The sequence below is a fragment of the Achromobacter pestifer genome (assembly GCF_013267355.1).
Classification (GTDB): domain Bacteria; phylum Pseudomonadota; class Gammaproteobacteria; order Burkholderiales; family Burkholderiaceae_B; genus Achromobacter; species Achromobacter pestifer_A.
Map to the genome: position 1 here is coordinate 6,131,331 of NZ_CP053985.1, position 25,276 is coordinate 6,156,606.

Annotated in this window: 24 protein-coding genes; 7 read left to right on the top strand and 17 right to left on the bottom strand. The window is 67.9% G+C overall.

Going from position 1 to position 25,276, the window contains the following annotated elements; translation table 11 throughout:
* Positions 1-78: 78 nt before the first annotated feature.
* A complete protein-coding gene (locus tag FOC84_RS28980; RefSeq protein ID WP_173148363.1) occupies positions 79-900 on the top strand; it encodes a MetQ/NlpA family ABC transporter substrate-binding protein in 822 nt (273 codons plus the stop codon).
* A 155-nt stretch (positions 901-1,055) separates the two neighbouring features.
* Positions 1,056-2,453 (top strand): GGDEF domain-containing protein, encoded by a 1,398-nt coding sequence (locus tag FOC84_RS28985; RefSeq protein ID WP_254241810.1) that lies wholly within the window; start codon positions 1,056-1,058, stop codon positions 2,451-2,453.
* Positions 2,454-2,492: 39 nt separating this feature from the next.
* Here FOC84_RS28985 and FOC84_RS28990 read toward each other — a convergent pair whose 3' ends face one another.
* The 3 genes from FOC84_RS28990 to FOC84_RS29000 form a co-directional block, all read right to left on the bottom strand.
* Positions 2,493-3,425 carry an NAD(P)-dependent oxidoreductase gene (locus FOC84_RS28990; protein ID WP_254241811.1) on the bottom strand — a complete coding sequence of 311 codons (933 nt, stop codon included), beginning with the start codon at positions 3,423-3,425 and terminating at the stop codon, positions 2,493-2,495.
* Positions 3,422-4,105 carry an RraA family protein gene (locus tag FOC84_RS28995; RefSeq protein ID WP_173148365.1) on the bottom strand — a complete coding sequence of 228 codons (684 nt, stop codon included), beginning with the start codon at positions 4,103-4,105 and terminating at the stop codon, positions 3,422-3,424. Before FOC84_RS28995 ends, FOC84_RS28990 begins: the two co-directional genes overlap by 4 nt.
* A gap of 87 nt (positions 4,106-4,192) precedes the next feature.
* The gene (locus FOC84_RS29000) at positions 4,193-5,161 is read right to left on the bottom strand and encodes a Bug family tripartite tricarboxylate transporter substrate binding protein (protein WP_173148367.1); all 969 of its coding nucleotides are present in this window, start codon (positions 5,159-5,161) and stop codon (positions 4,193-4,195) included.
* 94 nt (positions 5,162-5,255) lie between these two features.
* Between FOC84_RS29000 and FOC84_RS29005 the strand changes: the two genes are divergently transcribed.
* Positions 5,256-5,984 carry an IclR family transcriptional regulator gene (locus tag FOC84_RS29005; protein WP_173148369.1) on the top strand — a complete coding sequence of 243 codons (729 nt, stop codon included), beginning with the start codon at positions 5,256-5,258 and terminating at the stop codon, positions 5,982-5,984.
* 57 nt (positions 5,985-6,041) lie between these two features.
* Here the strand turns inward: FOC84_RS29005 and FOC84_RS29010 are convergent, their stop codons facing one another.
* Positions 6,042-7,238: an MFS transporter gene (locus FOC84_RS29010; protein WP_173148371.1), complete on the bottom strand. Its 1,197-nt coding sequence runs from the start codon at positions 7,236-7,238 to the stop codon at positions 6,042-6,044.
* 91 nt (positions 7,239-7,329) lie between these two features.
* Between FOC84_RS29010 and FOC84_RS29015 the strand changes: the two genes are divergently transcribed.
* Complete coding sequence (locus FOC84_RS29015) at positions 7,330-7,785, top strand: Lrp/AsnC family transcriptional regulator (RefSeq protein ID WP_088140637.1); 456 nt, start codon at positions 7,330-7,332, stop codon at positions 7,783-7,785.
* 10 nt (positions 7,786-7,795) lie between these two features.
* Here the strand turns inward: FOC84_RS29015 and FOC84_RS29020 are convergent, their stop codons facing one another.
* From FOC84_RS29020 to FOC84_RS29035, 4 genes are all read right to left on the bottom strand, one after another.
* Positions 7,796-8,956, bottom strand: coding sequence for a metallophosphoesterase (locus FOC84_RS29020; RefSeq protein WP_173148373.1), 1,161 nt, complete (start codon positions 8,954-8,956; stop codon positions 7,796-7,798).
* Positions 8,957-9,102: 146 nt separating this feature from the next.
* The gene (locus FOC84_RS29025; RefSeq protein WP_173148375.1) at positions 9,103-10,329 is read right to left on the bottom strand and encodes an alpha-hydroxy acid oxidase; all 1,227 of its coding nucleotides are present in this window, start codon (positions 10,327-10,329) and stop codon (positions 9,103-9,105) included.
* A 91-nt stretch (positions 10,330-10,420) separates the two neighbouring features.
* The gene (asd, locus tag FOC84_RS29030; RefSeq protein WP_173148377.1) at positions 10,421-11,284 is read right to left on the bottom strand and encodes an archaetidylserine decarboxylase; all 864 of its coding nucleotides are present in this window, start codon (positions 11,282-11,284) and stop codon (positions 10,421-10,423) included.
* A 223-nt stretch (positions 11,285-11,507) separates the two neighbouring features.
* Complete coding sequence (locus tag FOC84_RS29035) at positions 11,508-13,862, bottom strand: cytochrome P450/oxidoreductase (protein ID WP_173148379.1); 2,355 nt, start codon at positions 13,860-13,862, stop codon at positions 11,508-11,510.
* A gap of 112 nt (positions 13,863-13,974) precedes the next feature.
* Between FOC84_RS29035 and FOC84_RS29040 the strand changes: the two genes are divergently transcribed.
* The gene (locus FOC84_RS29040; protein WP_173148381.1) at positions 13,975-14,811 is read left to right on the top strand and encodes an IclR family transcriptional regulator; all 837 of its coding nucleotides are present in this window, start codon (positions 13,975-13,977) and stop codon (positions 14,809-14,811) included.
* Here FOC84_RS29040 and FOC84_RS29045 read toward each other — a convergent pair.
* Genes FOC84_RS29045 through FOC84_RS29055 form a run of 3 tightly spaced genes read right to left on the bottom strand, consistent with a single transcriptional unit; the run spans position 14,808 to position 16,472 of the window.
* Positions 14,808-15,173, bottom strand: a complete 366-nt coding sequence (locus FOC84_RS29045; protein WP_173148384.1) for a HepT-like ribonuclease domain-containing protein — start codon at positions 15,171-15,173, stop codon at positions 14,808-14,810. The two genes, FOC84_RS29040 and FOC84_RS29045, sit on opposite strands and share 4 nt — an antisense overlap.
* Entirely contained in the window at positions 15,170-15,460 is a 291-nt protein-coding gene (locus FOC84_RS29050) for a nucleotidyltransferase family protein (protein WP_173148386.1), read from the bottom strand. The genes FOC84_RS29045 and FOC84_RS29050 overlap by 4 nt, the downstream gene beginning before the upstream one ends.
* Before the next feature lie 55 nt (positions 15,461-15,515).
* Positions 15,516-16,472: a LysR substrate-binding domain-containing protein gene (locus tag FOC84_RS29055; protein ID WP_173148388.1), complete on the bottom strand. Its 957-nt coding sequence runs from the start codon at positions 16,470-16,472 to the stop codon at positions 15,516-15,518.
* A 142-nt stretch (positions 16,473-16,614) separates the two neighbouring features.
* Between FOC84_RS29055 and FOC84_RS29060 the strand changes: the two genes are divergently transcribed.
* Together FOC84_RS29060 and FOC84_RS29065 are read left to right on the top strand one after the other, a co-directional pair.
* Positions 16,615-17,577 (top strand): Bug family tripartite tricarboxylate transporter substrate binding protein, encoded by a 963-nt coding sequence (locus FOC84_RS29060; RefSeq protein WP_173148389.1) that lies wholly within the window; start codon positions 16,615-16,617, stop codon positions 17,575-17,577.
* The gene (locus tag FOC84_RS29065) at positions 17,574-19,166 is read left to right on the top strand and encodes a sulfatase family protein (protein WP_173148391.1); all 1,593 of its coding nucleotides are present in this window, start codon (positions 17,574-17,576) and stop codon (positions 19,164-19,166) included. The genes FOC84_RS29060 and FOC84_RS29065 overlap by 4 nt, the downstream gene beginning before the upstream one ends.
* 40 nt (positions 19,167-19,206) lie before the next feature.
* On the opposite strand, the gene FOC84_RS29070 is transcribed toward FOC84_RS29065, so the two are convergent.
* The 6 genes from FOC84_RS29070 to FOC84_RS29095 all read right to left on the bottom strand — a co-directional run bounded on the left by FOC84_RS29070 (position 19,207) and on the right by FOC84_RS29095 (position 25,219).
* The gene (locus FOC84_RS29070) at positions 19,207-20,838 is read right to left on the bottom strand and encodes an ATP-binding cassette domain-containing protein (RefSeq protein ID WP_173148393.1); all 1,632 of its coding nucleotides are present in this window, start codon (positions 20,836-20,838) and stop codon (positions 19,207-19,209) included.
* 171 nt (positions 20,839-21,009) lie between these two features.
* Positions 21,010-22,005, bottom strand: a complete 996-nt coding sequence (locus tag FOC84_RS29075; RefSeq protein WP_254241812.1) for a serine hydrolase — start codon at positions 22,003-22,005, stop codon at positions 21,010-21,012.
* A gap of 158 nt (positions 22,006-22,163) precedes the next feature.
* Positions 22,164-23,033 carry an HpcH/HpaI aldolase/citrate lyase family protein gene (locus FOC84_RS29080; protein WP_173148396.1) on the bottom strand — a complete coding sequence of 290 codons (870 nt, stop codon included), beginning with the start codon at positions 23,031-23,033 and terminating at the stop codon, positions 22,164-22,166.
* 4 nt (positions 23,034-23,037) lie between these two features.
* Positions 23,038-23,757, bottom strand: coding sequence for a response regulator transcription factor (locus tag FOC84_RS29085; RefSeq protein ID WP_173150488.1), 720 nt, complete (start codon positions 23,755-23,757; stop codon positions 23,038-23,040).
* A gap of 320 nt (positions 23,758-24,077) precedes the next feature.
* Entirely contained in the window at positions 24,078-24,548 is a 471-nt protein-coding gene (locus tag FOC84_RS29090; protein WP_173148398.1) for a hypothetical protein, read from the bottom strand.
* A gap of 71 nt (positions 24,549-24,619) precedes the next feature.
* Entirely contained in the window at positions 24,620-25,219 is a 600-nt protein-coding gene (locus tag FOC84_RS29095; RefSeq protein WP_173148400.1) for a GNAT family N-acetyltransferase, read from the bottom strand.
* Positions 25,220-25,276: the final 57 nt, after the last annotated feature.

The following is a 25,276-nucleotide window of genomic DNA, read 5'->3' on the forward strand; positions in this document are numbered from 1 at the left end:
TGCCGGCGGACGCGGCGGGCTGCTGCACAATAGCGGCTGCGCGGGGCCTAGCCCTGTTTTTCTTCCTGGATGGTCCTCATGTTGCTGCACCCATTGCTACTGAAACTCACCCGTTGCGCGGCCGCGGCCGGGCTGGCGCTGGCTTGCGCCGCCAACGCCGTGGCGCAGGACAAGCCGCTGCGCATCGGCGTGATTCCCAGCGTGGCCAACGCCGCCACCGAGATCGCGATCGCCCAGGCCAGGAAGGAGGGCCTGGAAGTCAAGCTGGTGGAATTCAACGACTGGGTGCTGCCCAACATCGCGGTCGCCGACGGTTCGGTGGACGCGAACTTTTTCCAGCACCAGCCCTTCCTGGAGCTCTTCAACCAGCGCCGGGGCGCGGACCTGAAGCCCATCGCCTACGGCTATTCCACCACCATCGGCCTGTTTTCCAAGAAGCTGAAGAAGGGCGACGCGATGCCCGAGGGCGCGACCATCGCCGTCCCCAACGACCCGGTCAACACCGGCCGCGCGCTGTTGCTGCTGGAATCCATCGGCCTGATCAAGCTCAAGCCCGGCGTGGCGCACCAGGCCGCGCTGGAAGACGTCGTGTCGAACCCCAGGAAGCTGAAGTTCGTGCCGATCGAGGGCTCGCAGTCCGCGCGCACCTTCGACGACGTGACCGCGTCAGTCACCTACACCACCTTCGCCAAGCAGGCCGGTTTGAACGAGAAGGACGGCCTGGCTTTCGACAATACCGATCCGGCGAATGTGCGGCGCTATGCGATCCGCTGGGTCGCCACGCCGGCCGGCGCGCAGGATCCGCGTCTGCTGAAGTTCATCTCGATCTACCAGAATTCGGCCGAAGTGAAGGCCAAGCTGCGCAGCCTGTATGGCGATCTGATCGACTTTCCCTGGTAGCGCGGGCGCTGGGCGAGGGGGGCGGGCATTGACGATTCTTGGCAGTTGGTTTCAGGGATAACTCGTATACTGACCCCAATTTTCATCCCGCCCGGAGGTCAGGCGCCGCCACGGCCCGTCCGCCGGGCGCGCCAGCTCCCCTCGAACCCAAAGCCATGCGTATTCCATCGCCCGATGATGCCGCTCATGTCCCGGTGCTGCCCATTGATGACGGCCGCATCCTGGCGGCGGCCGGCGCGATCCTGGCGGCGGGGCCGCAAGACTGTTTTTTCGAGACGCTGGTCAGCCGCGCGGTCGCGGACATGGGCGTGGATTACGCCTGGGTTCGGCTGCAGCGCGCCGACGGCGGGGCGGAGCTGATCGCCAGCGCCAGCTGCCGCGCCGGCCTGGCGGCCGATCCGGCGGGTGAGGCCTTGCATGCGTGGCTGGCGGACCAGACCTCGTACTCCTGTCTGCAAAGTATGCCGCAAGGCGATCCCTGGCTGGCCGAGGCCGGTGTGCGGGCCTGCGTGGCGCGCACGCTGTTCGACGCGAACGGGGTCGCCTGCGGCCACCTCGCTTTCCTCTTCAGGCGAGAGTTGGCCGATGCGTCCGCCCATGCCGGCGCGCAAGCCATACTGGCCAGTTTCGCGCAGCATGCGGTGCTGGCCGTCGCGGCGCGGGAACGCGAGCTGGCGCGGCTGAACGAAGTCATCGCGCAGTTTGGCGCGCTGTTCCGGACTGCCCCCGTGCTGATCAACGCCTTCGATGAGGATGGCCGTTGCACCTTGTGGAACGACGCCTGCGCGCGACGCTTCGGCTGGTCGGAAGCCGAGATCAAGCAAAGCCTGGATCCTTTCGCGCTGTTCTATCCCGATCCGGCGGTCCGCGACCGCGCGATGGATAGCGTGGTTGCGCGGCCGGACCGCTCGTTCCGCGAATGGCAGCCGCGCACGCGCGATGGCGAGCAATTGTCGGTGCTGTGGTCCAACGTCAAGCTGCCCGACGGCAAGGTCGTGAACCTGGGCATGGACGTCACCGAAAGCCGGCGCGCAGAAGCCGCGCTGGCGCGCATGGCCCGGGTGGACAGTCTGACCGGCTGCTGGAATCGGGCCGAGATCCTCAAGCGCATGGAAGAGAGCCTGGCCGACGGCCGGCGCGGCGTGGGCGGACCGACCACGGCCCTGATGCTGGACCTGGACTACTTCAAGCAGGTCAACGACCGCTACGGGCATCTGGGGGGCGACGTCGCGTTGCGGCATTTCTGCGATCAGTTGCGGACCTGTCTGCGCGAAGGCGATTCGATCGGCCGGCTGGGCGGCGAGGAATTCCTGGTGCTGCTGGCGGATGCCGACGCGGCCGTGGCGCGAGCGATCTGCGAGCGCCTGCGCGCCAGCCTGCGGCAGCATCCGGCGGACATCGACGGCGCGGTAGTGACGCTGTCGGTCAGCGGCGGCATCGCGGGCTTTCTACCCGACGACGCCACCGCCTCGGACGTGCTGCGCCGTGCGGATTTCGCGCTCTATCAGGCCAAGCGGTCCGGACGGGATTGCGCGGTGGAGTACCGGCGCTGAGCGGCAGATGTCGCCGCGCCTGCCAAGGCCAGGTTCACGCTATGCGGCGCGTGCCAGCACCTCGATCACGTTGCGCGCCGCGGCCACGCCCATGTTGACGTAGGCCGCGCTGGTGACGCCGCCGATGTGCGGGCTCAGCACGATGCGCGGCTCCAGTTGGAAGGGATGCCCGGCGCTCATGGGTTCGACGGCGAAGCTGTCCAGGCCGGCGGCCCACACCTGGCCCGAGCGTACCGCTTGCAGCAGCGCTTCTTCATCCACCAGGCCGCCGCGCGCCGTATTCAGCAGGATGACGCCGGGCCTGCATTGCGCCAGCGCTGCCGCATTGACCATGCCGCGGTTGTCGTCGGTCAGCGGGCAGTGCAGGGACACTACGTCGGCCTCGCGCCAGATCTGGTCCAGCGGCACGCGGGCGATATGGGCCGGCAGGTTCTGGGCATAGGGATCGAAGCCGATCACGCGCATGCTCAAGCCATGCGCCATGGCCGCCATGCGCTGGCCGATGGCGCCCAGGCCGATCAGGCCGATGGTCTTGCCGCCCAGCTCCAGGCTCTTGTGCGTCGATTTGTCCCAATGGCCGGCGCGCATGCGCTGGTCCAGGTCGACCACGGATTTGGCGCAGGCCAGCAGCAGCGCCAGCGCCTGTTCGGCCACGGCGGCGGCGTTCACGCCCACCGCGGCCACGACCTGGATGCCGCGCTGGGCCGCCGCCGCCCGGTCGATGGTGTCGGTGCCGCTGCCGTGTTTGGAGATCACGCGCAAGGCCGGGGCCGCGTCCATCGCGGCGGCGCCGACCTTGCTGTAGCGCACGATGATGGCGGCTGGATTGTGCTCGCGGCAGAGCGCCACGATGCCGTCCTCGGTGGGTGTCTTGCCGGCGTAGATCAGCTCGAAATCCTGAAGCAGGGCGAGCGCTTGCGGCGCCAGATCGGCCGCGGTTATCAACAGGGCGGGCTTGGCGGCGGCGTTCACAGCGATTCTCCTTCCTTCAGGACGCCTGCCGCGCGCAGGGCCGCGGCCAGCCACTTGGCCTCGGTGTCGCCCGCCTGGATCGCGGCGATGCGCGCGGCTTCGTCGCGCACCTTCTTTTCGGCGGCGGGCAGCAGGCCCTCGATCTTCTCGCGTTCGACCACCACCACGCCGTCGGCGTCGCCGATGATGAAGTCGCCGGGGTTGACGGTCACGCCGCCCACCGACACGGGATGGCCGATGCGCCCGGGCACGTTCTTGGTCGGCCCGTTGGGATTGCTGCCGGCGGCGAACACCGGGTAGTCCATGTCGATGATCTCCGCCGTATCCCGCGCCGCGCCGTCCATCACCACGCCGGCGATGCCCAGCTTGCGGCAGGCGTTCATCATGATGGTGCCCATCAGCGCCGAACTCAGGTCGCCCTTGCCGTCGATCACCAGCACATCGCCCGGCCTGGCCAGGGAAATCGCCGCGTGGATCATGAGATTGTCGCCCGGACGCACTTCGACGGTGAGCGCGGCGCCGGCCAGCTTCATGCCGGGGTGCAGCGCGCGGATGCGGCCGTTGAGCGCGCCGCGCCTGCCCGCCACGTCGGCCAGGATGGCGGGTTGCAGTTGCGCGGCGCGGCGCACGATGTCGGCGCCGACGCGCGGAAAGTCCTTGATGATGTCCTGGGTGGCCATGGGTGTTCCTGCGGGAATGGAGAATCGGGGCGCGCTGCCAGGCGCTGCCGCGCCGGCGTTGGAATGATCAATGGCGGGCATGGCGTGTCACTCGACCTTGGCACCCGACTCTTGGACGATCTTGCCCCAGCGGATGCGGTCGTCGTGGATCAGCCGGGCGAACTCATCGGGCGTGCTGGTCAGCACGCGCGCGCCTTGCTCTTGGTACTTCACGCTCAAGTCCTGGGCCTTGAGGGCCTTGTTGAACTCGGCGTTCAGACGCTGGACGATGTCCTTGGGGGTGCCTGCCGGAGCGGCCAGGCCGAACCACGTCACGGCTTCGAAACCGGGAAAGCCGCGTTCGGCGATGGTGGGCACGTCGGGCATGTCCGGCACGCGCTGGGCCGAGGTCACTGCCAGCGCCCGCATCTTGCCGTTGCGTACATGGCCGATGAGCGTGGGGACGGAGGACAGGTACATGTCGATCTGTCCGCCGATCAGGTCATTGGAGGCTTGCGCCGCGCCCTTGTAGGGGATGTGCGTGAGCTTGACGCCCGCGGCGTTCTGCAGCTGCACCGCGGCCAGGTGCGCCACGGTGCCGTTGCCCGAGCTGGCGTAGTTCAAGGAGCCCGGCTTGGCCTTGGCCGCGGCAATCATGTCGTCGAAGGACTTCAGCGGCGAATTGGCCGGCACCACGATGACCAGGGGCGCGTCCGCGACCAGTCCGATCGCGGCGAGGTCCTTTTCGGGGTCGTAGGGCAGCTTGGAGTAAAGCGTGGGGTTGATTGCCAGATTGCTGGTCTGGCCGAGCACCAGGGAGTAGCCGTCGGGCGCGGACTTGGCCACGGCATCGACGCCGATGTTGCCGCCCGAACCGGGCCGGTTTTCGGTCACGATGTTCCAGCCGGTGTTGCCGGCGACCTTGATCGCGGCCTCGCGCGCCAGGACGTCGGTGCCGCCGCCGGGCGGGAACGGGACGATCAGGCGGATGGGTTTGTTGGGGTAGTCCTGAGCCGCGCTCAGGCCGCTTACGCACACCAGGGCCAGGCCGGCCAGCACACGCGCGATCTGCTTCATGGTTAGTCTCCGTTTTGGTTTTTGGTGCAAGCATTGTGGAGCGCTGTTCCGCACAATACAATGCGAGTTCGTCAGACGAAACATGTTGCGTACCATGAACGAAAATCAATCCCAAGAATCCGAAGAATCCCCGGCCGAGGAAGGCGTGGTGGCCGTGCGCCGCGCCATGCGCATCCTCGAGGCGTTCGGCGTGGACGACGCCCATCTGACGCTGGCGGAACTGAGCCGGCGCACCGGTTGCCACCGTTCCACGGTGTTGCGCCTGGCGCGCACCCTGGCGCTGGACGACTACCTGGCGCAAAGGCCGGACGGCAGTTGGCGCCTGGCGCGCGCCGCGGGCTGGCTGGGCGCCTGTTACCAGGCCACGTTCAATATTGCGGAGGTGGTGCAGCCGATCCTGCGCGAGCTGTCGGCGGCCACCGGAGAAAGCGCCACGTTCTACGTGCGCGAGGGCAAGCAGCGCATCTGCATGGCGCGTGTCGAAGGACCGAAGTCGATCCGCCATCATGTGCGCGTGGGGGCCGCGCTGCCGCTGGAACTGGGCAGTCCAGGCCGAGTGCTGCTCGCGTTTTCAGGAGAGCCCGGCGAACCCTATGAATCGGTGCGCCGCGCGGGCTACATGATGTCGCTGGGCGAGCGCGATGCGGAGGTATCCAGCATTTCAGCGCCGGTCTACGGCATCAACTGGACGCTGCAAGGGGCCATCTGCATTTCCGGGCCGATTTCACGCCTGAGCGAAAGCGTGCTGCTCGAACTCAAGGAACCCGTGCTGGCCGCGGCCAGCAGGCTGTCGCGGTCGTTGATGGGCGTGCGGCAAGGGTAAAGGGCAGCGAGGCTGCGGCCGGCCTTTCGCGCTTGGTGCGTGCGGCGCCGATGGCGTTCAGGCAGTGGCCTGGCCGCGCGCCGCGCGCCGGCCGTTCAGGCGCCAATGCAGGCCCAGCGCCGCGGCGGCCAGGGCGCAGGCCGCGGCCACCCCCAGCGCTTCGAAACCGGCATGGGTGTAGATCGTGCCGGCGATGGCGGTACCGACGCTTGCGCCCAGATAGGTGGTGCAGGTGTTCAACCCCAGCACCGCGCCGCGTTCTTCGGGCCGGGCGCGCGACAGCAGCAGCACCAGCAGGTTCAGGCTCAGCTGCGAAGCCGCGCCCCACAGCGTGGCGATGGCCAGCACCGCGCTCAGCGCATGCGCGGCCGGCAGCAGTCCCAGGTACACCAGCGCGATCACGCCCAGCGCCAGGGGCAGGGCGCGGCGCGGTCCCAGCCGTTCGATCAGCGGCGCGCCGGCCACCCCGGCCAGCAGGAACCCGGCGCCATAGGCGAAGGCGATGAAGCCCACCTGTCCCGCGGACAGCGCCAGCAGGCCGCGCACATGGTCGGCCAGGAAGGCATAGACGCCATAGAACGCCGACGAGAACGCCAGGCAGCCCAGCAGCAAGGCAGGCACGTCGCGGTAGGACAGCGGCGCCAGCAGGCGCGACAGGCGCAGCGGCGCGGGGTTCGCTGCGCGGCGTTCCGGCAGCCGGCGCAGGCCCAGCAGCGCGATCGCGGCGCATAGCGCCAGCGTGCCGTAGGTGGCGCGCCAGCCCACGGCGTCGGCAATCAGCGCGGACAGCGGCACGCCCGCCACCAGCGACACGGACCAGCCCGCGGTGACGCGGCCCAGCGTGCGCGCCTCCTGGCCCGGCGGGGCGATCAGCGAGGCGGATCCGTAAGCGGCGGGCAGGATCACGCCCGCGGCGGCGCCTGCCAGCGCCTGAGCCAGCGTCAGCACGATCCAGTGCGGCGCGCTGGCCGACAGGATCAGCGCGGCGATCAGGACGATCATCGCGCCCAGCAGCGAGCGGCGCACGCCGATGCGGTCGATGCGCGCGGCCAGGAAGAAGGCGCTGGCGGCGGTGGCCGCGCCGTAGGCGGAAATGGCGGTGCTGATGGTCAGCGGCGAGGTGGCAAAGGAGCGCGCCACGTCGCTCAGGATGGGGCTGAGCGCCAGGCCGTTGGAGCCTACGACGCTGACGGCGAACATCAGGGCGGGGACGGAAGAGGCCGGGCGGGCGCTGCGGGTGCTACGGTTCTGCATCGCCAAATTTTATTGGAATAAAATAAGGGTTAACGCTTATATTTCTTTATTCCGTAAAAGTTCGAATGCCGTTCGGCAGAACCTGATTCCAATGCCTGATCTTGATGACCGCGACCGAAAGCTGTTAACGCTGCTGGCCGACGATGCTTCCCCCAGCTACGCCGAACTGGGCAAAATGCTGAACCTTTCCGCCCCGGCCGTGCATGAAAGGGTCAAGCGCCTGAAGCGCGACGGCCTGATCAAAGGCATCGCCGCCAAGCTGGACGGCGCGCGCATCGGCCGGCCGCTGCTGGCCTTTGTGCACGTGGACACCAATAACTGGAGCATCACGCAGCAGGTGCTGGGGCTGGCCGAGCTGACCGAAGTAGAAGAAATCCACACCATCACCGGCAAGAGCGCCATGTTGCTGAAGGTGCGCGTGCGCGACACGCAGGCGCTGGAGGCGCTGCTGGCCCGCATCCATCAGATCGACGGCATCACCAACACCACCAGCGACATCGCGCTGACCAGCTACCTGGAGCGCGGCCCCTTGCCGGATAACGGTTGAAGCGCGCCGTTCAGGCCGCGCGCAGCCGCAGGCGCGTGATCTCGGAGGGCGCGCCCAGGCGCTTGGGCGGTCCCCAGTAGCCCGTGCCGCGGCTGATGTAGATCCACATGTTCCCCAGGCGGTGCAGGCCCGCCGTGTACGGCTGCTGGAACCGCACGAAGAAACCCCAGGGGAAGAACTGCCCGCCATGGGTGTGGCCGGACAATTGCAGCGTGTAGCCCAGCGGCGCTGCGGCCACCGCGCTGCGCGGCTGGTGCGCCAGCAGGATCCTGGGATTGGCGTCCGCGGGCGCGCCGGCAAGCGCGGCCGCGGGGTTGCTGCGCTGCTGCGGATCGAAGGAACCGGCGCTGTAGTCGGTAATGCCCGCCACCACCACCGGCAGGCCCGCGGGATGGATGATCACGTGTTCGTTCATCAGCACGCGCAGGCCCATGCGGCGGAATTCCGCGATCCAGGGCGTCGCGCCCGAATAGTATTCATGGTTGCCGGTGACCAGGTACACGCCATGGAGCGCGCGCAGCTGGCCCAGCGGGCTGGCCTGCGCGGACAGCTGTTCGACGCTGCCGTCGACCACGTCGCCGGTGATCGCGACCATGTCCGGCAGCAGCTCATTGACGGCGTCGACGATGGCCTGCACGTAGCGCTTCTTGATGGTGGGACCGACGTGAATGTCGCTGATCTGCACGATGGTGAAGCCGTCCAGGTCGGGCGCGAGCCCGGCGATGGGCACGTCCACATCGACGACGCGCGCCCGCTTGCGGGCGTTGTACAGGCCGATCAATGTGCCGGCGAGGGCCAGCATGGGCACGGTCCATGCGCTGGCCCGGCGCAGCGTGGTCCAAGGCAGATCGGCGCCGATGAGCAGATTCGCCAGCCACGTCAGCAGCAGCAATGCGTCGCGCAGCACCGTCAGCACGAACAGCGACGAAAACAGGCCCATGGCGAACAGCCCGACCCAGGCGATGCGGTCGCCCCAAGGCGGATGCACGGACGAACGCCCCAGCATCCCCAGCGGAATCAGGATGCACGACAGCAGCAAGGCCAGGATGGCGGCGGCGGAACCCGCTCCGCCCAGGTAGGCGTCGGGAATCAGACGGGCGCCCACGTAAACGTGAGCCAGGGCGCCCAGGGTCAGGAAGCGCAGGAAGAATGAGGATTGGCGTAGGGACACGGCGGCTCTGGGGCGCGCCGGGCCGGGAGCAGCGGCGCGCGTGGCAAGGGAACCGTCATTCTATGCCGGGCGCGCGCCGTGCCGCGCCAACCTGGGTCCGGGCCGGTTCCGCTGCGTCAAGCCGCGCCGCCGCGGGCCGCGGCGGGTCATGCCGCGTACGGATTTTCCCGCATGAGCAAGTCCGGCGCCATCTCCCGCACATGGTTGATGCCCAGCATCGCCATGTTGCGGTCGACCTCGGCGCGCAGCAGGCCGATGGCGTGCGATACGCCGGCCTCGCCGCCAACGGCGGCCGCATAGTTGAAGGGCCGGCCGACGAAGACGAAGCTTGCGCCCAGCGCCAGGGCCTTGAGCACGTCGCTGCCGCGGCGCACGCCGCTGTCCATCATCACGGTCATGTTGCCGGCGGCCTCGGCCACGGCGGGCAGGGCGCGCAGCGGCGAGACCGCGCCGTCCAGCTGACGGCCGCCGTGGTTGGACACGATGATGCCGTCGGCGCCGTGCTGCCGCGCCAGCGCCGCGTCCTGCGGATGCAGGATGCCCTTGATGATGAGCGTGCCCGGCCATTGGCGGCGGATGCGCGCCACATGTTCCCAACTGAGGTGGTCGCGCGCGCTGAAGTCGCGCAGCACCGACGACGACACTATCGGCGCGCCGCGCGTGGCGTAGGAGTTTTCGAAATGCGGCATGCCATGGGCCAGCAGTGTGCGCATGAACGTGCCGGCCAGCCAGCGCGGCCGCGTCAGGCCGTCCCAGGCCAGGCGCAAGCTGGGCTTGAGCGGCGTGGAGAAACCGGTGCGCACATTGTTTTCGCGGTTGGCCGACACGGGGATGTCCACCGTCAGCACCAGGGTCTCGTAGCCGGCGCGGCGGGCGCGCTCGACCAGCGCGTCGATGCGCTGCGGATCGCCCGGCAGATAGGCCTGGAACCAGGTGCCGGGCGCTTCGTGGATGACCTCTTCCAGCGGAATCAGCGAGGTGCCGCTGAGGATGGCGGGTATGCCTTGCTCACGCGCGGCGCGCGCCAGCACGATGTCGCCGCGGTAGGCCGACAGGGCGCTGATGCCCATGGGCGCGATGCCGAAGGGCGAGGCGTAGCGGCGGCCGAAGAGTTCGGTGTGCTGCGTTCGGCGCGACACGTCCACCAGCACGCGCGGGGAAAACGCGTACTGCGCAAAAGCGCTGCGGTTGCCGCGCAGGGATTGGTTGTCTTCCGCCGCGCCCGCGACATAGCCGAATATCGGCCGCGGCAGGCGCCGTTTCGCGGCAGCCTCGAAATCGTCCAGCGACAGCATGCGCGCCAGCGCGCGCGGCAAGGGGCGGTCGGCCGAGGCGGCGCGGGGACTGGCGGTGGTCGAGAGCAGGGATGTCATGGCGGGCCGGCAAAAGCCCATAATCTAGCAACGCCGATTCATCGCATAAAGCGAATAAAACCAGACATCCAGTTTCGATTAAATCGAAATATCAGGCGGGCAGGGCCATCAGTTCGCCCATGCGCACCGGACCCAGCACGGAGGGCGTATCGGCCCAGCGGATCTGGTTGGGGCCGAACAGCACGATGGCGGTGGAGCCCAGCTTGAAGCGGCCCATTTCCGCGCCCTTGGCCAGGTGGATCGGGGCGCGCGCCGCGTCGTCGTAGCGGGTGGCTTTCACGCGGCGCTTGTGCGGCGTGACCAGGCCGGCCCACACGGTCTCGATGGAGGCGACGATCATCGCGCCCACCAGCACCACGGCCATCGGGCCGTGTTCGGTGTCGAAGATGCACACGACGCGTTCGTTGCGCGCGAACAGGCGCGGCACGCTGCGGGCGGTGAGCGGGTTGACCGAGAACAGGCGGCCGGGCACGTGGATCATTTCGCGCAGGGTGCCGGCGACCGGCATGTGCACGCGGTGGTAGTCCTTGGGCGACAGATAGACGGTGGCGAATTGGCCGCCCTGGAACGGGGCCGCGCGCTCGGCGTCGCCGCCCAGCAGGTCGGCCAGGCCGTAGCTGTGGCCCTTGGCCTGGAAGATGCGGCCATGTTCGATCGCGCCCATCTGGCTGATGGCGCCGTCGGCGGGACACACCACGGAGCCCGGTTCTTCATCCAGCGGACGCGCATCTTCCTTCAATGCCCGCGTGAAGAAGTCGTTGAAGCAGTCGTAGGCCAAGGGGTCTTCCTGCAGCGCTTCGCGCATGTCCACGCCATAGCGGCGGACGAAGCGCGAGATCATCCAGTTCTTGACCGCGGGTTCGCGGCAGTCGGATGCGTACCCGAAGAGCCGCGACACCAGATGGTGAGGGGCGAGATACTGGCTGGCGAGGAATAATTGGTCTTTGATCGACATCTAGGAGCGCTGAGAAATTACCCTGCGGCTGGCTGCGGCGCGGGCCGGCCCGCAAGGGGCCCGCCTTCAGGCCCGGGACTGGCCGCGTCAAAAAACGACGTCCCGCGTTGCAGCGGGACGAGGCGGTGATGAGCAGAGGGTGAATTCTACCGCTTTCAGGCGCACTTCAGGCGGGTAAGCGCCGCCCGGCGCGCAGGCACGCGGCGCTTTTGCGCGCCGGCCGCTACAGCTCGAGCACGATGCGCCCGCCTTGGGCGCGCGAGCAGCAGGCCATCATGCGGCTGCCGGTCTCGCGTTCGGCGCGGGTCAGCACCACGTCGCGATGGTCGACCGCGCCGCCCAGCACGCGCACCTCGCAAGACCCGCAAAGCCCTTCCTCGCAATCGCTCTGCACGTCGATGTTGGCGCCGCGCAAGGCAGTCAGCAGGGTCTGGCCGGCGGGCACCTGCACGACGATGCCCGAGTCCTTCAACTCGGCCTCGAAGGCGTGTTCCTTGGACGGGTCCAGCGTGGCGAGCGTGGAATGGAAGTGCTCCACGCGCAGGCTGTCCTCGGGCCAGGCGGCGCAGGCAGCCTGCAGGGCGTCCAGCATGCGCTCGGGGCCGCAGGCGTAGATCTGGGCGCCGGCCTCGGGGCTGGACAGCAGGGCGCCGAAATCGTTGCGGCGGCCTTCGTCGCTGACGTGCAGATGCAGGCGCGCGCCGTGCAGTGGCTGCAGCTCGTCCAGCATGGCCATGCAAGCGCGCGAACGGCCGCTGTAGTGCAGTTCGTAATCCATGCCCAGCTCGCGCGCGCGGCGCGCCATCGCGCTGATGGGCGTGATGCCGATGCCGCCGGCGATGAGGATCAGGCGCCTGGCGCTTTCGTCCATGCGGAAATGATTGCGCGGACCGCGTGCTCGCACGATGCTGCCCGCGCGCAGGTGCTGGTGGATCCAGGCGGAACCGCCGCGGCCCGCCGTTTCCTTGAGCACGGCGATCTCCAGCGCATGCGCGGCCGCCGGATCGCCGCAGAGCGAGTATTGGCGCGACAGGCCGGTGTCGCCGCATTCGAGGTCGATGTGTGAACCCGGCGTCCAGCGCGGCAGCGGCTTGCCGTCGGGCGATTCGAGCCGGATGCGCGCGATGCCGTCGGCCGCGGCCGTGACCTGGGTCACCACCAGCTTGCGGCTGATGGCGTGGGTGGAGGGCTCGCCGATGCGCACCGGCTGCACCTGAGCCAGCAGGGCGGCGTCGCGGCGCTCGGGGTTGTCGGCCGGATTCCATTCCACCCACAGATGCTCGGGGCCGCGGAACGAGGTGTTCGGCACGTAGGTGAACTGCTGTTCGGCCAGGCGCATGTGCGGCAGGCGGCGCGTCAGTTCTTCCAGGAAGATCTGCATCTCCATGCGCGCCAGGTTCTTGCCCATGCACTGGTGCGCGCCATAGCCGAAGGTCAGCTGGTCGCTGGCGTTGTCGCGGCGGATGTCGAAGAAATCGGCGTCGGCGAAATGGCGCTCGTCGTGGTTGGCCGACGAGGACACGATCAGCAGCTTGGCGCCCGCGGGAATGGCCACGCCGGCGATCTCGGTGTCGCGCGTGGCCAGGCGGCGCCAGGCCGCGACCGAGCCGTTGTGGCGCAGGCATTCCTCTACCGCGTTGGGCAGCAGGCCGGGATCCTCGCACAGTTCGCGCCAGGCGTCGGGGTGCTGCAGCAGCAGCTTGATGGCGTTGGCCGAGGCGTTGGCGGTGGTCTCATGCGCCGCCACGATGCCGGCCATCATCATCGAATGCAAGTAGGAGTCGGTGACGACCTCGGGGTGGTCCTTCTGCTTGCGGATGCCGTACTGCATCCAGCCTGGCGCGTCGGGATCCTGGCGCATCTTGTCCAGGATCTTGCCGGCCAGCTGCCAGAAATTGCCCACCGCGTGCGCCACGGCCACCTGTTCTTCGGGCTTGGGCCGGCCCCAGGTGTTGACGGTGTGCGCGATGGAGTATTGGCGCAGCAGGTCCATGTCTTCCTCGGGCACGCCGAGGAAGTGCAGGGCGACCGTGAGCGGCACTTCCCAGAGCATCTGGTCGACCAGATCGGCGCGGCCGTCATTGATGAATCGGTCCACGTACTCGCGCGTCAGGCGCCGCACCATGGGCTCGTGGTGCTTGAGTTCGTCCGGTGTGAACGGATCCATTAGCACCCGGCGGCGCGGCATGTGAGCCGGCTCGTCCTCGTTGACCAGGGTGCGGTTCATCGCATAGCCGTAGGTCGCCAGCACGGCGTTGGCCTCGGGGCCGGTCGGCGTGATCTTCTCCAGCGCGATCGAGGGGCTGTAGGTGTGGTTGTCGCGGAACACGGCCTTGATATCGTCGTAGCGGGTCACCACCCAATAGCCCAGCTTGGGGCTGTAGAACACCGGTTCCTGCTCGCGCGCCCAGCGCACGTACTCGGGCGGGTCCTGCTGGTAGCCATCGCCGAAAGGATCGAACTCGGCGGCCCGCGGACTGACCGGACAGCCTTGGGCGCGTGCCAGCGCTGCGTGGTCGATGGGACAGCCGCCGGTTTGGGCGGGCGCGGTGGGGGCAGAGGGGGTGGGGTGGCCCATGGTGTCGCTCCGGATTACAATTGCGTAAATCATATACGCATTGCGTAATTAATCAATTGGGGTAATCTCCGGGCTGCGTCCGCAGCCGCCAGGCAGCTCCCAACCCGCGCCCATGACCCAGACTCCCGATCCGTCCTCCGTCCCCGCCCAGACTTCCGATGCGCCGCGGCCGCGCGAACGGCGTCAGCGCGTGCAGGCCGCTGAAACCGGCATGGCGGTGTTGAAGGGGCTGGGCCGGCTGGGCGGCCGCGCCAGCCTCACGCTGCTGGCCGCGCAAGTGGACGAAAGCCCCGCCAAGGTGCACCGCTACCTGGTCAGCCTGATGGAAGAGGGCCTGGTGGCGCAGGATGCCGCCACTCAACAGTACTACCTGGCGCTGGAAGCGATGCTGCTGGGCCTGGCCGCGCTGCGCCAGGCCGATCCCATCCGCCTGGCCGAGCCCAGCCTGGTGCGACTGCGCGAAGGCCTGGAAGTGACCTGCTTCATCGCGGTCATGGGCAACAAGGGGCCGACCATCGTGCGCTTTGAAGAACCGGGACTGCCGGTGACGGTCAACGTGCGCATGGGCTCGGTGCTGTCCATGCTCTGGTCCGCCACCGGACGGGTGTTCCTGGCCTTGCAGGACGACGCGCGGGTGCGGGCGCTTGCCGAAGCGGAATTGGCGCGCGCGCCGGCCGAGCTGCGCGCGCAGCTGGACGCGGCCGATCCCATCGGACAGCTGCGCCGGCAGGTGCTGGCCGCGGGCTGCGCCACGGTTCGAGACACCAATCTGAAGGGCATCAGCGCGGTGTCCGCGCCGCTGCTGGACCATAACGGCCGGCCTTGCGCGGCGCTGACCGCGCTGGGGGCAACGGGTGGGTTCGACGCCTCGGTGGACGGCCCGATCGCGCAGGCAGTGCGGCGCGAGGCCGAGGCGGCCAGTGTGCTGCTGGGTTATCAGGCGACTTAGCGCGGCGGAGCTTCTGCGTCCTGGCTGACTGCGGGCAACTGCCCGAGCAGATCAGGCAACGCTGTTTTAACCGTATCCCACACCACGTCCAGGTTGATGTCAAAGTAGCCGTGGGCGATACGATTACGCATACCGCGCATACCGCGCCAAGGCACTTCGGGGTGTGCCTGTGCGAACGCGGCATGACCCTCCATTATCTTGGTGGCGGCCTCGCCGATAATGATGAGGCTCATGATGACGGCTTGCTGGGTGCGCTTGTCCAGAAGGAAGTCGGCCTTGGTCGTTTCCGCCACAAAACTGCATGCATCGCTCGCCGCTTGCTGCATATGCTCGAGGTAATCGAGGAGCCTGTTTCCGTTCATACGGACTTGGCCTCTGCAAGAACCTTGGCCCGGAATTTCGCAGGCAGGTCTGCGGGCGTCAACAGTTCGACGGGAACGCCAAGCAAGGCTTCCAACTCATCCTGCAGGCCACCCAGGTCGAATAAGGTAGCGCCAGGCAAGGCATCGACCAGCAGATCCAGGTCGCTGTCCTCTTCGTCCGTACCATGCAGCACCGAACCGAACACACGCGGATTTGCCACCCGATAACGGCTTGCGGCCTCGCGCACGGCGTTTCGCTTCATGTTGAACACAATGGACGGTCGCATGGGGCACCCTCTGTTATCAAACTTCCCTGGGATGATAGTACCCAGGAATACTGCTTCAAACCCGATCCTGGAGAATAGGCGGGGCCTGGTCCGCGCCGGCGGGCAAGCCGCACAGCCACTCCATGGCCGCCTGCACCACCGGCATGCCGGCCGTGTTGCGATTGATCACGGCGCCGATGGCGCCGAAGTTGGCGTGCAGCCGTAGCGGCAGCACGGCCACGCTGCCTTGCCGCTCGCAATAGCGCGCAATCGCTTGGGGCAAGGCTGCCAGGCGGTCGTCCTGGGCCAGCAGCGCCAGCGTGGCCAGCAGGGAATTGGACTGGATACTGGAATCGGGCGCGCGCGCTCCGGCATGCACGAAAGCCTCGTCCAGACGCTCGCGCATCATGGTGGCCTCAAGCGGCAGCACCCAGGGCCAGCGCGCCAGTTCGGCGGCCTCGAGCGCTTCGCTTGCGGCCAGCGGATGGCCGGGCCGCGCCACCACCAGGATCGGTTCTTCGTGCAGGCGGATCACTTCGCAGTCCGCGGGCAGCAGGCGGCTGCCCAGGCGGCCCAGCACGATGTCCAGCTCGTCGCGCGCCAGCTTGTCCATGAGTTCGCCGAGCGCGCCTTCCACCAGTTTCACTTCCAGCCGGGGCGATAGCGCCAGCAGATGCGCAATCAGCTGCGGCGCGAGCCTGGGCGCGGCCGAGGGCAGGGTGCCCAGGCGCAGCAGGCTGGCGCCGCGCTCTTCGGCGGCCCGCAGTTCGGCCGCCACGCGCTGGGCCGCGCCCAGGCCGTGGCGGGCGTGGCGGATCATAACCATTCCGGCATTCGTCGGCTGGGTGCCGTGGGTCCCGCGCTCGAACAGCGCGTAGCCCACCTGTTCCTCCAGCTGCGCCAGCGCCTTGGAGGCGGCGGGCTGGGACATGTGCAGGCGCTCGGCCGCGCGCCCAAGGTGGCGCTCGTCGTCGAGCGCGACCAGCAGTTCGGCATGACGCCGCTTGAGGTGGGTGCCGGCGCGCTCGGGCATGACGATTCATATTCAAATGGTTATGAATCGTTCAGTTTATTTCATTTCACGCCGATGCCGGGCGCTAGGCATACTTGCCGCTCTACGAGAGACAGGCGTTCCCCAGGCTGGGCCGGGAAGGACGCCGGGATGGAGACGATTCATGAAGAAGTTCTGGATGGCCCTGGCCGCGAGCTGGGCTTGTGGCATGGCGGGCGCGGTGGCGGCGGCGGATGCGTACCCGGCGCGGCCGGTGCAGATCGTGGTGCCGTTCTCGCCGGGCGGCGCGGTCGACGTGCTGGCGCGCCAGCTGGCGCAGCGCCTGGAGCCCCGCGGCTATACCCTGGTGGTGGAGAACAAGCCCGGCGCGGGCGGCAACATCGCCGCATCCATGGTGGCGCGCGCCGCGCCCGACGGCTACACGCTGCTGATGGGCACCACCAACACGCACGGCATCAACAGCGCGCTGTACGCCAGCCTGCCGTACGACCCGGTGCGCGATTTCGCGCCGGTCGGCCTGGTGGCGGACAACGTGGTGGTGCTGCTGGCCAATGCCGAGTTTCCGGCATCGACACTGGCAGATGCCGTCAAACTGATCAAGGCCAATCCCGGCAAGTACACCTATGGCTCGCCCGGCCTGGGCACGGTGCATCAGCTGGCGATGGAGCAGTTGAAGCATGCGGCAGGCCTGGACGTGGTGCACGCGCCGTACAAGGGCGCCGCGCCCGCGATGGCCGATCTGGTCGCCGGCCACGTGCCGCTGATGATAGGCGGCATCGCGCCGGCCATTCCGTTCCTGGCGTCGGGCAAGGTCAAGGTGCTGGGCGTGGCCAATACCGAAAAATACGCCGCGCTGCCCGATGTGCCGCTGTTCTCGGACGTGGCCGCGGGCGTCGCGGTGCGTTCCTGGATCGGCCTGTTCGCGCCCGCCGGCACGCCGCCCGCGGTGGTGCAGAAGCTGAACGCGGACCTGAAGGCCGTGCTTACCGACAGCGCGTTCGCACAGGCCTTGCAACCCCTGGGCATGGTGCCGATCTACATGACGCCCGAAGCCTTCGGCGACATGGTCAAGCGCGACATGCCGGCCTGGCGCTCCGCGGTGGAGATGTCCGGAGCGAAGCAATGACGTCCGCCGCGAAACCCGTCAACTTCCTGCTGTTCATCACCGACCAGCACCGCGCCGACCATCTGGGCGCCTATGGCAACCGCGTGGTCCACACGCCCAACCTCGACCGCCTGGCCGCGTCCGGCTGGCGCGCCGACAACATGCACGTGGCCACGCCCATCTGCATGCCGAACCGCGCCAGCCTGATGACCGGACGCTATCCGTCGGCGCACGGCGCGCGCCACAACGGCATCGCGCTGTCGTTGCGCAGCCGCACCTTCGTCGAGGCCATGCGCGAAGCCGGCTACGGCACCGCGCTGGTCGGCAAGGTGCACCTGCAGAATATGACGGACATTGCGCCATCCTGGCCGGTGCGCGCCGAGGACAGGCTGCCGCGCGAGGCGGTCGAACCCGACGCCGGCCGCTACGACCAGGAGCAGCGCAAGCTGTGGCTGGAGCGCCCCGACCACGATCTGAGCTATCCCTATTACGGCTTCGAGCAAGTGGACCTGGTCGACGACCACAGCGACGACGTGCATGGCCACTACCGCCGTTGGCTGCGGCGCGAGCATCCGGAGGTCGAGGCGCTGATCGGCCCGGCGCACGCCATGCCCGCGCCGGAATACGAACTGACGCGCATCCGCCAGGCCTGGCGCACGCGCGTGCCCGAAGAACTCTATCCCACCGCCTACATCGCCGACCGCGGCATCGAGGCGCTGCGCGGCTATGCGGCATCCGGGCAGCCGTTCTTCCTGCAATGCTCGTTTCCGGATCCGCACCATCCCTTCACGCCGCCCGGGCGCTACTGGGACTTGCACAAGCCCGAAGACATGGAGCTGCCCGCGTCCTTCCATGGCGCCGGAACCCCGCCGCCGCACGTGGCCTGGCTGCGCGCCCAGCGCGACGCCGGCACGGCAATCAAGCACACGCCCGCGATCTTTTCCTGCAACGAGCGCGAGGCCCGCGAAGCGCTGGCGCTGAATTACGGTTCGATCGCCAATATCGACAACCAGATCGGCCGGGTGCTGGCCGAGCTTGATGCGCTGGGAATGGCCGACAACACCGTGGTGATCTTCACCAGCGACCACGGCGATTACCTGGGCGACCACCAACTGATGCTGAAGGGGCCCATCCATTACCGCGGCCTGACCCGCGTGCCATTCATCTGGCGCGATCCCGCGGCCAAGCCGACGGCGGGCACGGCCAGCGATGCCTTGCTCAGCACCATAGACGTCGCGCCCACCGTGCTGGCGCGCGCCGGCGTGCAGCCCTACAACGGCATCCAGGGGCGCGACATGGCCGGCCTTATCGCCCAACGCGAGCAGGCAGTGCGCGACGCGCTGATGATCGAGGAAGAAGGACAGCGCGTGATACTCGGCTTCAAAAGCCGCATCCGCTGCCGCACGCTGCTGGCCGACAATTTTCGTGTCACGGTCTACGATGGTGCGCGTTGGGGCGAGCTGTATGACCTGAAACAGGACCCGCACGAGCTGCGCAACCTGTGGGACGACCCCGCGCATGCCGGCGACCGGGCGCGCATGCTGGAACGGCTTGCCTACGGCATGCTGGAGCACATCGACACCAGCCCCTATCCCAGCGCGCTGGCGTGATGCGCGGCGGCCGGCCCGGGCGGGCCGCCGCGCGCGGTCTTCAAGCGGCCTTGGCGGCCAGCTTGGTCTTGTAGAGCCAGTCCTTGTAGTCGTCCAGGTCGCCATCGAAGGAGCTGACAGCGCCGTCGGCCACGATGATGAATTCATCGGTGGTGGCGCGCAGCAGGTGGCGGTCGTGCGACACCAGCATCAAGGTGCCTTCGAACTGGGCCAGCGCGGTCGTCAGGGCTTCGCGCGTTTCCAGGTCCAGGTGGTTGGTCGGCTCGTCCAGCAGCAGCAGGTTGGGGCGCTGCCAGACGATCAGCGCCAGCGCCAGCCGCGCTTTTTCGCCGCCGGAGAACGGCGCGATCGAACTGGTGGCCATATTGCCGTTGAAGTTGAAGCTGCCCAGGAAGTTGCGCAGTTCCTGCTCACGCACCGTGGGCGCGATCTTGGTCATGTGCCACAGCGGCGATTCGTCATGCCGCAGCATTTCCACCTGATGCTGGGCAAAGTAGCCGATCGACAGACCTTTGTTGAATTGCGCTTCGCCGGCCAGCGTCGCCAGTTCACCCGCAATGGTCTTGATGAAGGTGGACTTGCCCGCGCCGTTGATGCCCAGCAGGCCGATACGCTGTCCGGCCTGCAGTGAAAAGTTGATGCCCGAGACGATGATCTTGTCGGACACGGCTTCCGTCACTTCGTCGGCCACGCGGTAACCGGCGCTGACCACGTCCATGGTCAAGAGCGGATTGGGCGCGCGCAAGGGCTCGCGGAATTCGAACGAGAACTCGGCCGCGGCGCGCAGCGGCGCCACTTCCTCCATGCGGGCCAGCGCCTTGATGCGGCTCTGCGCCTGGCGCGCCTTGCTGGCCTGGGCCTTGAAGCGGTCGATGAAGGATTGCAGGTGCGAGCGCTGGCGCATCTGCTTTTCCATCATGCCTTGCGCCAGTTCCAGCTGGGCGGCGCGCTGGCGCTCGAAGGACGAATAGTTGCCCGAATAGCGCTTGAGCTTGCGCTCGTCGATGTGGACGATGACGTTGACCACGCCGTCCAGGAAGTCGCGGTCATGCGAGATGACGATGAGCGTGCCGGGATAGCGCTTGAGCCAGTCTTCCAGCCAGATGATCGCGTCCAGATCCAGGTGGTTGGTGGGCTCGTCCAGCAGCAGCAGGTCGGACGGGCACATCAGCGCCTGCGCCAGGTTCAGGCGCATGCGCCAGCCGCCGGAAAAGCTCGTCAGCGGCAGGTGCATCTGCGCCTGCGTGAAGCCCAGGCCGGTCAGCAGCTGTTCGGCGCGCGAATGCACGGTGTAGGCGTCGGCGTCGGCCAGCGCGGCGTAGATGTCGGCCATGCGCAGGCCGTTCTCGGTGCTTTCGGGCTCGGCTTCCAGCTGCGCCAGTTCCGCCTCCAGCTTGCGCAGCGTGACGTCGCCGTCGATGGCGTACTCGATGGCCGGCCGGTCCAGCGCGGGCGTTTCCTGCGCTACATAGGCCATGCGCCAGCTGGACGGATAGTCCAGGTCGCCCTGGTCGGCGTGCAGCGTGCCGCGCAAGAGACCGAACAGGCTGGACTTGCCGGCGCCGTTGGCGCCGATCAGGCCGATCTTGTCGCCGGGATTGAGCAGCAGGTCGACCTTGTCGAGCAAGGGCTTGACGCCGCGCATGAGTGAAACTTGTTGGAAGCGGATCATGGATGGTGCAACAGGGGACGCGGCAGGATACCCGCCGGCCAGGCGCGCTGAAAAATAATTGGGGAAAGGGGGGCGCACAGGCGGCGCGACAGGCGGACGGAACGGGCGTTCGTTGCACGTCAAGGCCGGTATTGTACCGGGTTCGGCACGCCAGGCGCGCGATGGCGTTGGTTATCGCGCCGCGTAGCGGCTATCCAGCACCCGGCGCAGGCGAACCGCGTCGCCGAACCGCGAGCCGCTGGTGCCCTGCGCATTGAGCAGCACCATGGCCAGGTTGCGCTTGCCGACCTTGACCGCCATGACCAGGCAGTCGCCGGCTTCGCGGGTGGTGCCGGTCTTGGACACCAGGATGTCCCATTGCGGACGGCCCACCAGGATGTTGGTGTTGCGGAAGGTCTGGCCGGCGGCCTGGTAGCTGGTCTCGCCGGTGTATTGCCGCAGCAGCGGCTGGGCGGCAATCGCCTCGAGCAACTTGACCAGATCCCTGGCCGAAGACTGGTTTTCGTTGGACAGGCCGCTCGGTTCGGCGAAGCTGGAGTCGGTCATGCCCAGCGCCTGGGCCTCGGCGTTCATCGCCGCGACGAAGGCTGCCGTGCCGCCGGTATAGGTGCGCCCCAGGGCCTGCGCGGCGCTGTTTTCGGAGGGGATCAGCGCCAGGCGCAGCAAATCGGCGCGGCTCAGCTTGGTGCCGGCGGTCAGGCGCGAGGGCAACTCACTGGCGGAGCGGGTGTCGCTGGCGTCGATGGTGATGATGTCGTCCATGGGCAGGCCGGCCTTGACCAGCGTCAGCGCCGCCATGAGCTTGGTGATGGAGGCGATGGGCCGCACGGCGTCTTCGTTGCGCGCGAACAGCACTTCGGAGGTGTCCATGTCCTGGACCAGGATGGTGCTGGACTTGAGTTTGCCGATTTCCTTGGCCGGGTCGCGCGTCACCAGCGTGGCGTTGGCGGCCGCGTCCGGGTCCAGCGGGTCAGGCGGCGCGCCCCAACGCTGGACCGCGATGCGCTTGCCGTAGCCATGCAGGCACATCGGCAGGGAGGGCTGGGAATTGCAGGGATGGAAATTGGCAGCCTGGGCCCGCGCCGGCGCCGGCAAGCCCGCCGCCGTGGCGCCCCATAGCGCCGCCACGCAGAATGACATCGATATTTGCCGCAAGATCAGCGTCACGAGCGCTCCCGGATTCGCCGGCCCCGCGCACGGTGGCGCGTTACCGGCAATATGCATTTGAAAGCCGATATTACTGCGGTTGGCGCTGTTGTCGCTGCCGTGCGTGCCCGCATGCCGGCGCGGGCAAGGCCGGCGGTTTTGCCTGGGCCATGGGCGCGCTAGGCGCGCGCGATGGCCTCGGCCAGCGCCAGCACGCGTTCCGCGTCGCGCGCGTGCAGGTTTTCCACCAGCGTGCCGTCGACCACGGCCACGCCCAGGCCGGCGGCCTGCGCGGCCCGCCAGGCGTCCAGGCGCTTGCGCGCGGTGGCAAGCTCTTCTTGCGTGGGCGCGAAGGCGGCGTTGGCCGCCGCGATCTGTTTTGGATGGATGAGCGTCTTGCCATCGAAACCCTGGTCGCGCCCCTGCCTGCAGGCCGCCTCCAGGCCGGTGTCGTCGTGCAGGTCCAGGTGCACGCCGTCCAGCGCCGCCAGGCCGTGGGCCCGCGCCGCCATCACCGCCATCGAGCGCGCCAACAGCGTTTCCTCGCGCGACGGCGTGTGGCGCGCGTGCAAGTCCTTCACCAGATCCGAGGTGCCGACGACGATGGCCGCCAGCCTGGGATGGCCGCTGGCGATGGCATCCAGCCGCAGAAAACCCAAAGGCGTTTCCGCCATGGCCCACAAGGGCAGGCGGGTGGGCGCGCCCGCCGCGTCCAGCGCCCGGGCGAGCGCCTCGAGCTCGGCGGCGGACTGTACCTTGGGCAGCAGCACCGCGTCGGCGCCCGCCTGGGCAATGGCGCGGACATCGTCCAGGCCCCAGGCCGTGTCCAGCGCATTGACGCGCACCACGCATTCGCGTCGGCCGTAGCCGCCGGCGCGCAGGGCCGCGGCGACTTGCTCGCGGGCCTGCGCCTTGGCGTCGGGCGCGACGGCGTCCTCCAAGTCGAGGATCAGGACGTCGGCGTCCAGGCTGCGCGCCTTGTCCAGCGCGCGCGCGTTGGCGCCAGGCATGTAGAGCACGGAGCGGCGGGGTCGGATGGCAGGGGTCATGGTTTCAGTTCTTGGCGTTGCCGACGACCTGTACGGGCGTGGTGCATACGTAGCCCACGCCATACACCGTGCGTATGCCCATGTCGCCATCGGCCTGCGCGCGCAGCTTGCGGCGCAGGCGGTGCATGTGGGCGTCCAGCCGGTGCGTGTCGTAGGCCTCGACGCTGGCGCCCAGCGCCTCGATCAGGCGGCTGCGCGACAAAGGCAGGGGCGCGGCCTGGATCAGGGCGCCGATCAGCCGGCTTTCGGTATCGGTGATGTCCACGCAGACCTGCTGCGGCGATACCAGCGTGCGCCGCGAAGGATCGAAACGCCAGGCGCCGGATTCCGGCGCATCGGCGTTGCCCGCCGGCACCACGCGCAGGCGGCGCGACAGCGACACCAGCGTGGCGCCGAGTTCGGCCAGGTTGACGGGTTTGGTCAGGTAGTGGTCGGCGCCCAGGCTCAGGCCCGAGATCTTGTCTTCGCTCAACAGGCGCCCGGTGAGCATGATGATGCCCATGGACGGGAAGGAGGTCCGCAAGTGCGACACGCGGGTCAGCGCGTCGCCGTCGGGCAGCATGGCATCCAGCACCAGGATGCCCGGCGTCACCGTTAGCAGCAACTGGTCCAGTTCCGCCAGGGAGCCGGCCGTGAGGATGCTGCGGTCCAGGCCCAGGTCCTCGATGTATTCGGCGATGGTGTCGCGCCAGTCTCCGTGGTCGTCGACGATGATGATGGTCACGGCGAGTCCGGCGTCAACGGTTGCGCGCAAGGAGCTTCGTGTGCAAACACGCTATCCGCTCCTTGTATGTGGGTCTTCTTCTATAGGGGGAGTCCGCGAGCGCGATATTTTTCGTATCGCGCGCTTGCGGAGAATATCATCATCGTCCGTGCGGCGCCGCGTCAAGAATCAAGGATGGCAGCCGGGCGGCGGACAATTTCGGGCTGATCAAAAAATGAGCAGTCCGTTGCGCATCCGCCGAACGGCCATCAGCCATGGGTTCGAGGCTTTTTTATCCACAGAAATTGTGGATAAGGCCGGCCCTGTGGATACTGTGCTTTTTATGTAGACAAGTGTTCGACCTTGACGCCCGGCGGCACCTTGCGCATGCGGTCGCGCTCGATGCGCGGCGGGGCGAAGCGGGTCTTGCGGGCGGCGGCGTTCTGCAGCAGCACGGACAGCACCGCGCCCTTGTCCTGTATCCACTGGTTTTTGCCGCGCAGCAATTTCATCGCGTTCTCGGCCGTGCCGAGGCGATAGGTCATGGAGTTGATCTGCACCGAGGTCTTGCCATTGAAGACGGACTCGTCCTGTTCGGTGATGGCCGCGGCGTCGAGATTGCTGCTGTCGTGATCGATGCGGTAGACGAACTTCAAGCCGCTGTGCGGATCCTGCGCGACCACGAGCTTGTCGGACCCCGATATGTCGGACAGCATGCCGATCACCAGCGACTCGACCAGCTGGTTGCCCCGCTGTTCCTCGGTGTAGATATATATCGTGTGGCGCGCTGGCGTGGCGAAAGTCTGTTGCATACCTGGCTTCAATGGTGCGGGGTGGGTCTTGCGGCCCGGACTGGCGTTGAACGGAGCGGGCAGGGTGCGTCCTAGGCCGCACGGCGCATGCGCGCCAGCAGACGCGCTTTGACCGCGGGCCAGTCCTCGTCGAGGATCGCGAAGTAGACCATGTCGCGCGCGCGCCCCGATTGTGCGATCAGGTGCTTGCGGAACACGCCTTCCTCGACGCCGCCGATGCGCAGGATGGCCTGGCGCGATTGCATATTGCTCAGTTCGGTCTTGAATACGACGCGCATGATACCAATTGTTTCAAAGGCGTGCTGCAACAACAGGAATTTGGCCTCGGTATTGGCGCCGGAACGCTGGCTTGCAGGCGTGAGCCAGGTGCCGCCGATCTCCAGGCGCTTGTGCGCCAGCGCGATGTCCATGTAGCGCGTCGCGCCGATGATCTGGCCGTCATCCTGGCGCACGATGACGAACGGCAGGCAGTTGCCGTCGCGCTGGCCGGCCAGCGCGCGATCCACATAGCGCTGCATGTCGTCCTGCGTCTGCACCGGTTCGGGCTGCAGGCGCCACAGCTCGGGATGCAGGCCCGTTTGCGCAAGCGCTTCAGCATGGCTGGCGGCCAGGGGCTCAAGGCGCACGGTCTCGCCGGCGAGCGTGACGGGTTGCAGGCGGAGCGTGGTCATGGCGTGTTCCTGGGCGGCAATGAGGGCGGCGGGGACGTTCGGCGCAGGGAAGGATTC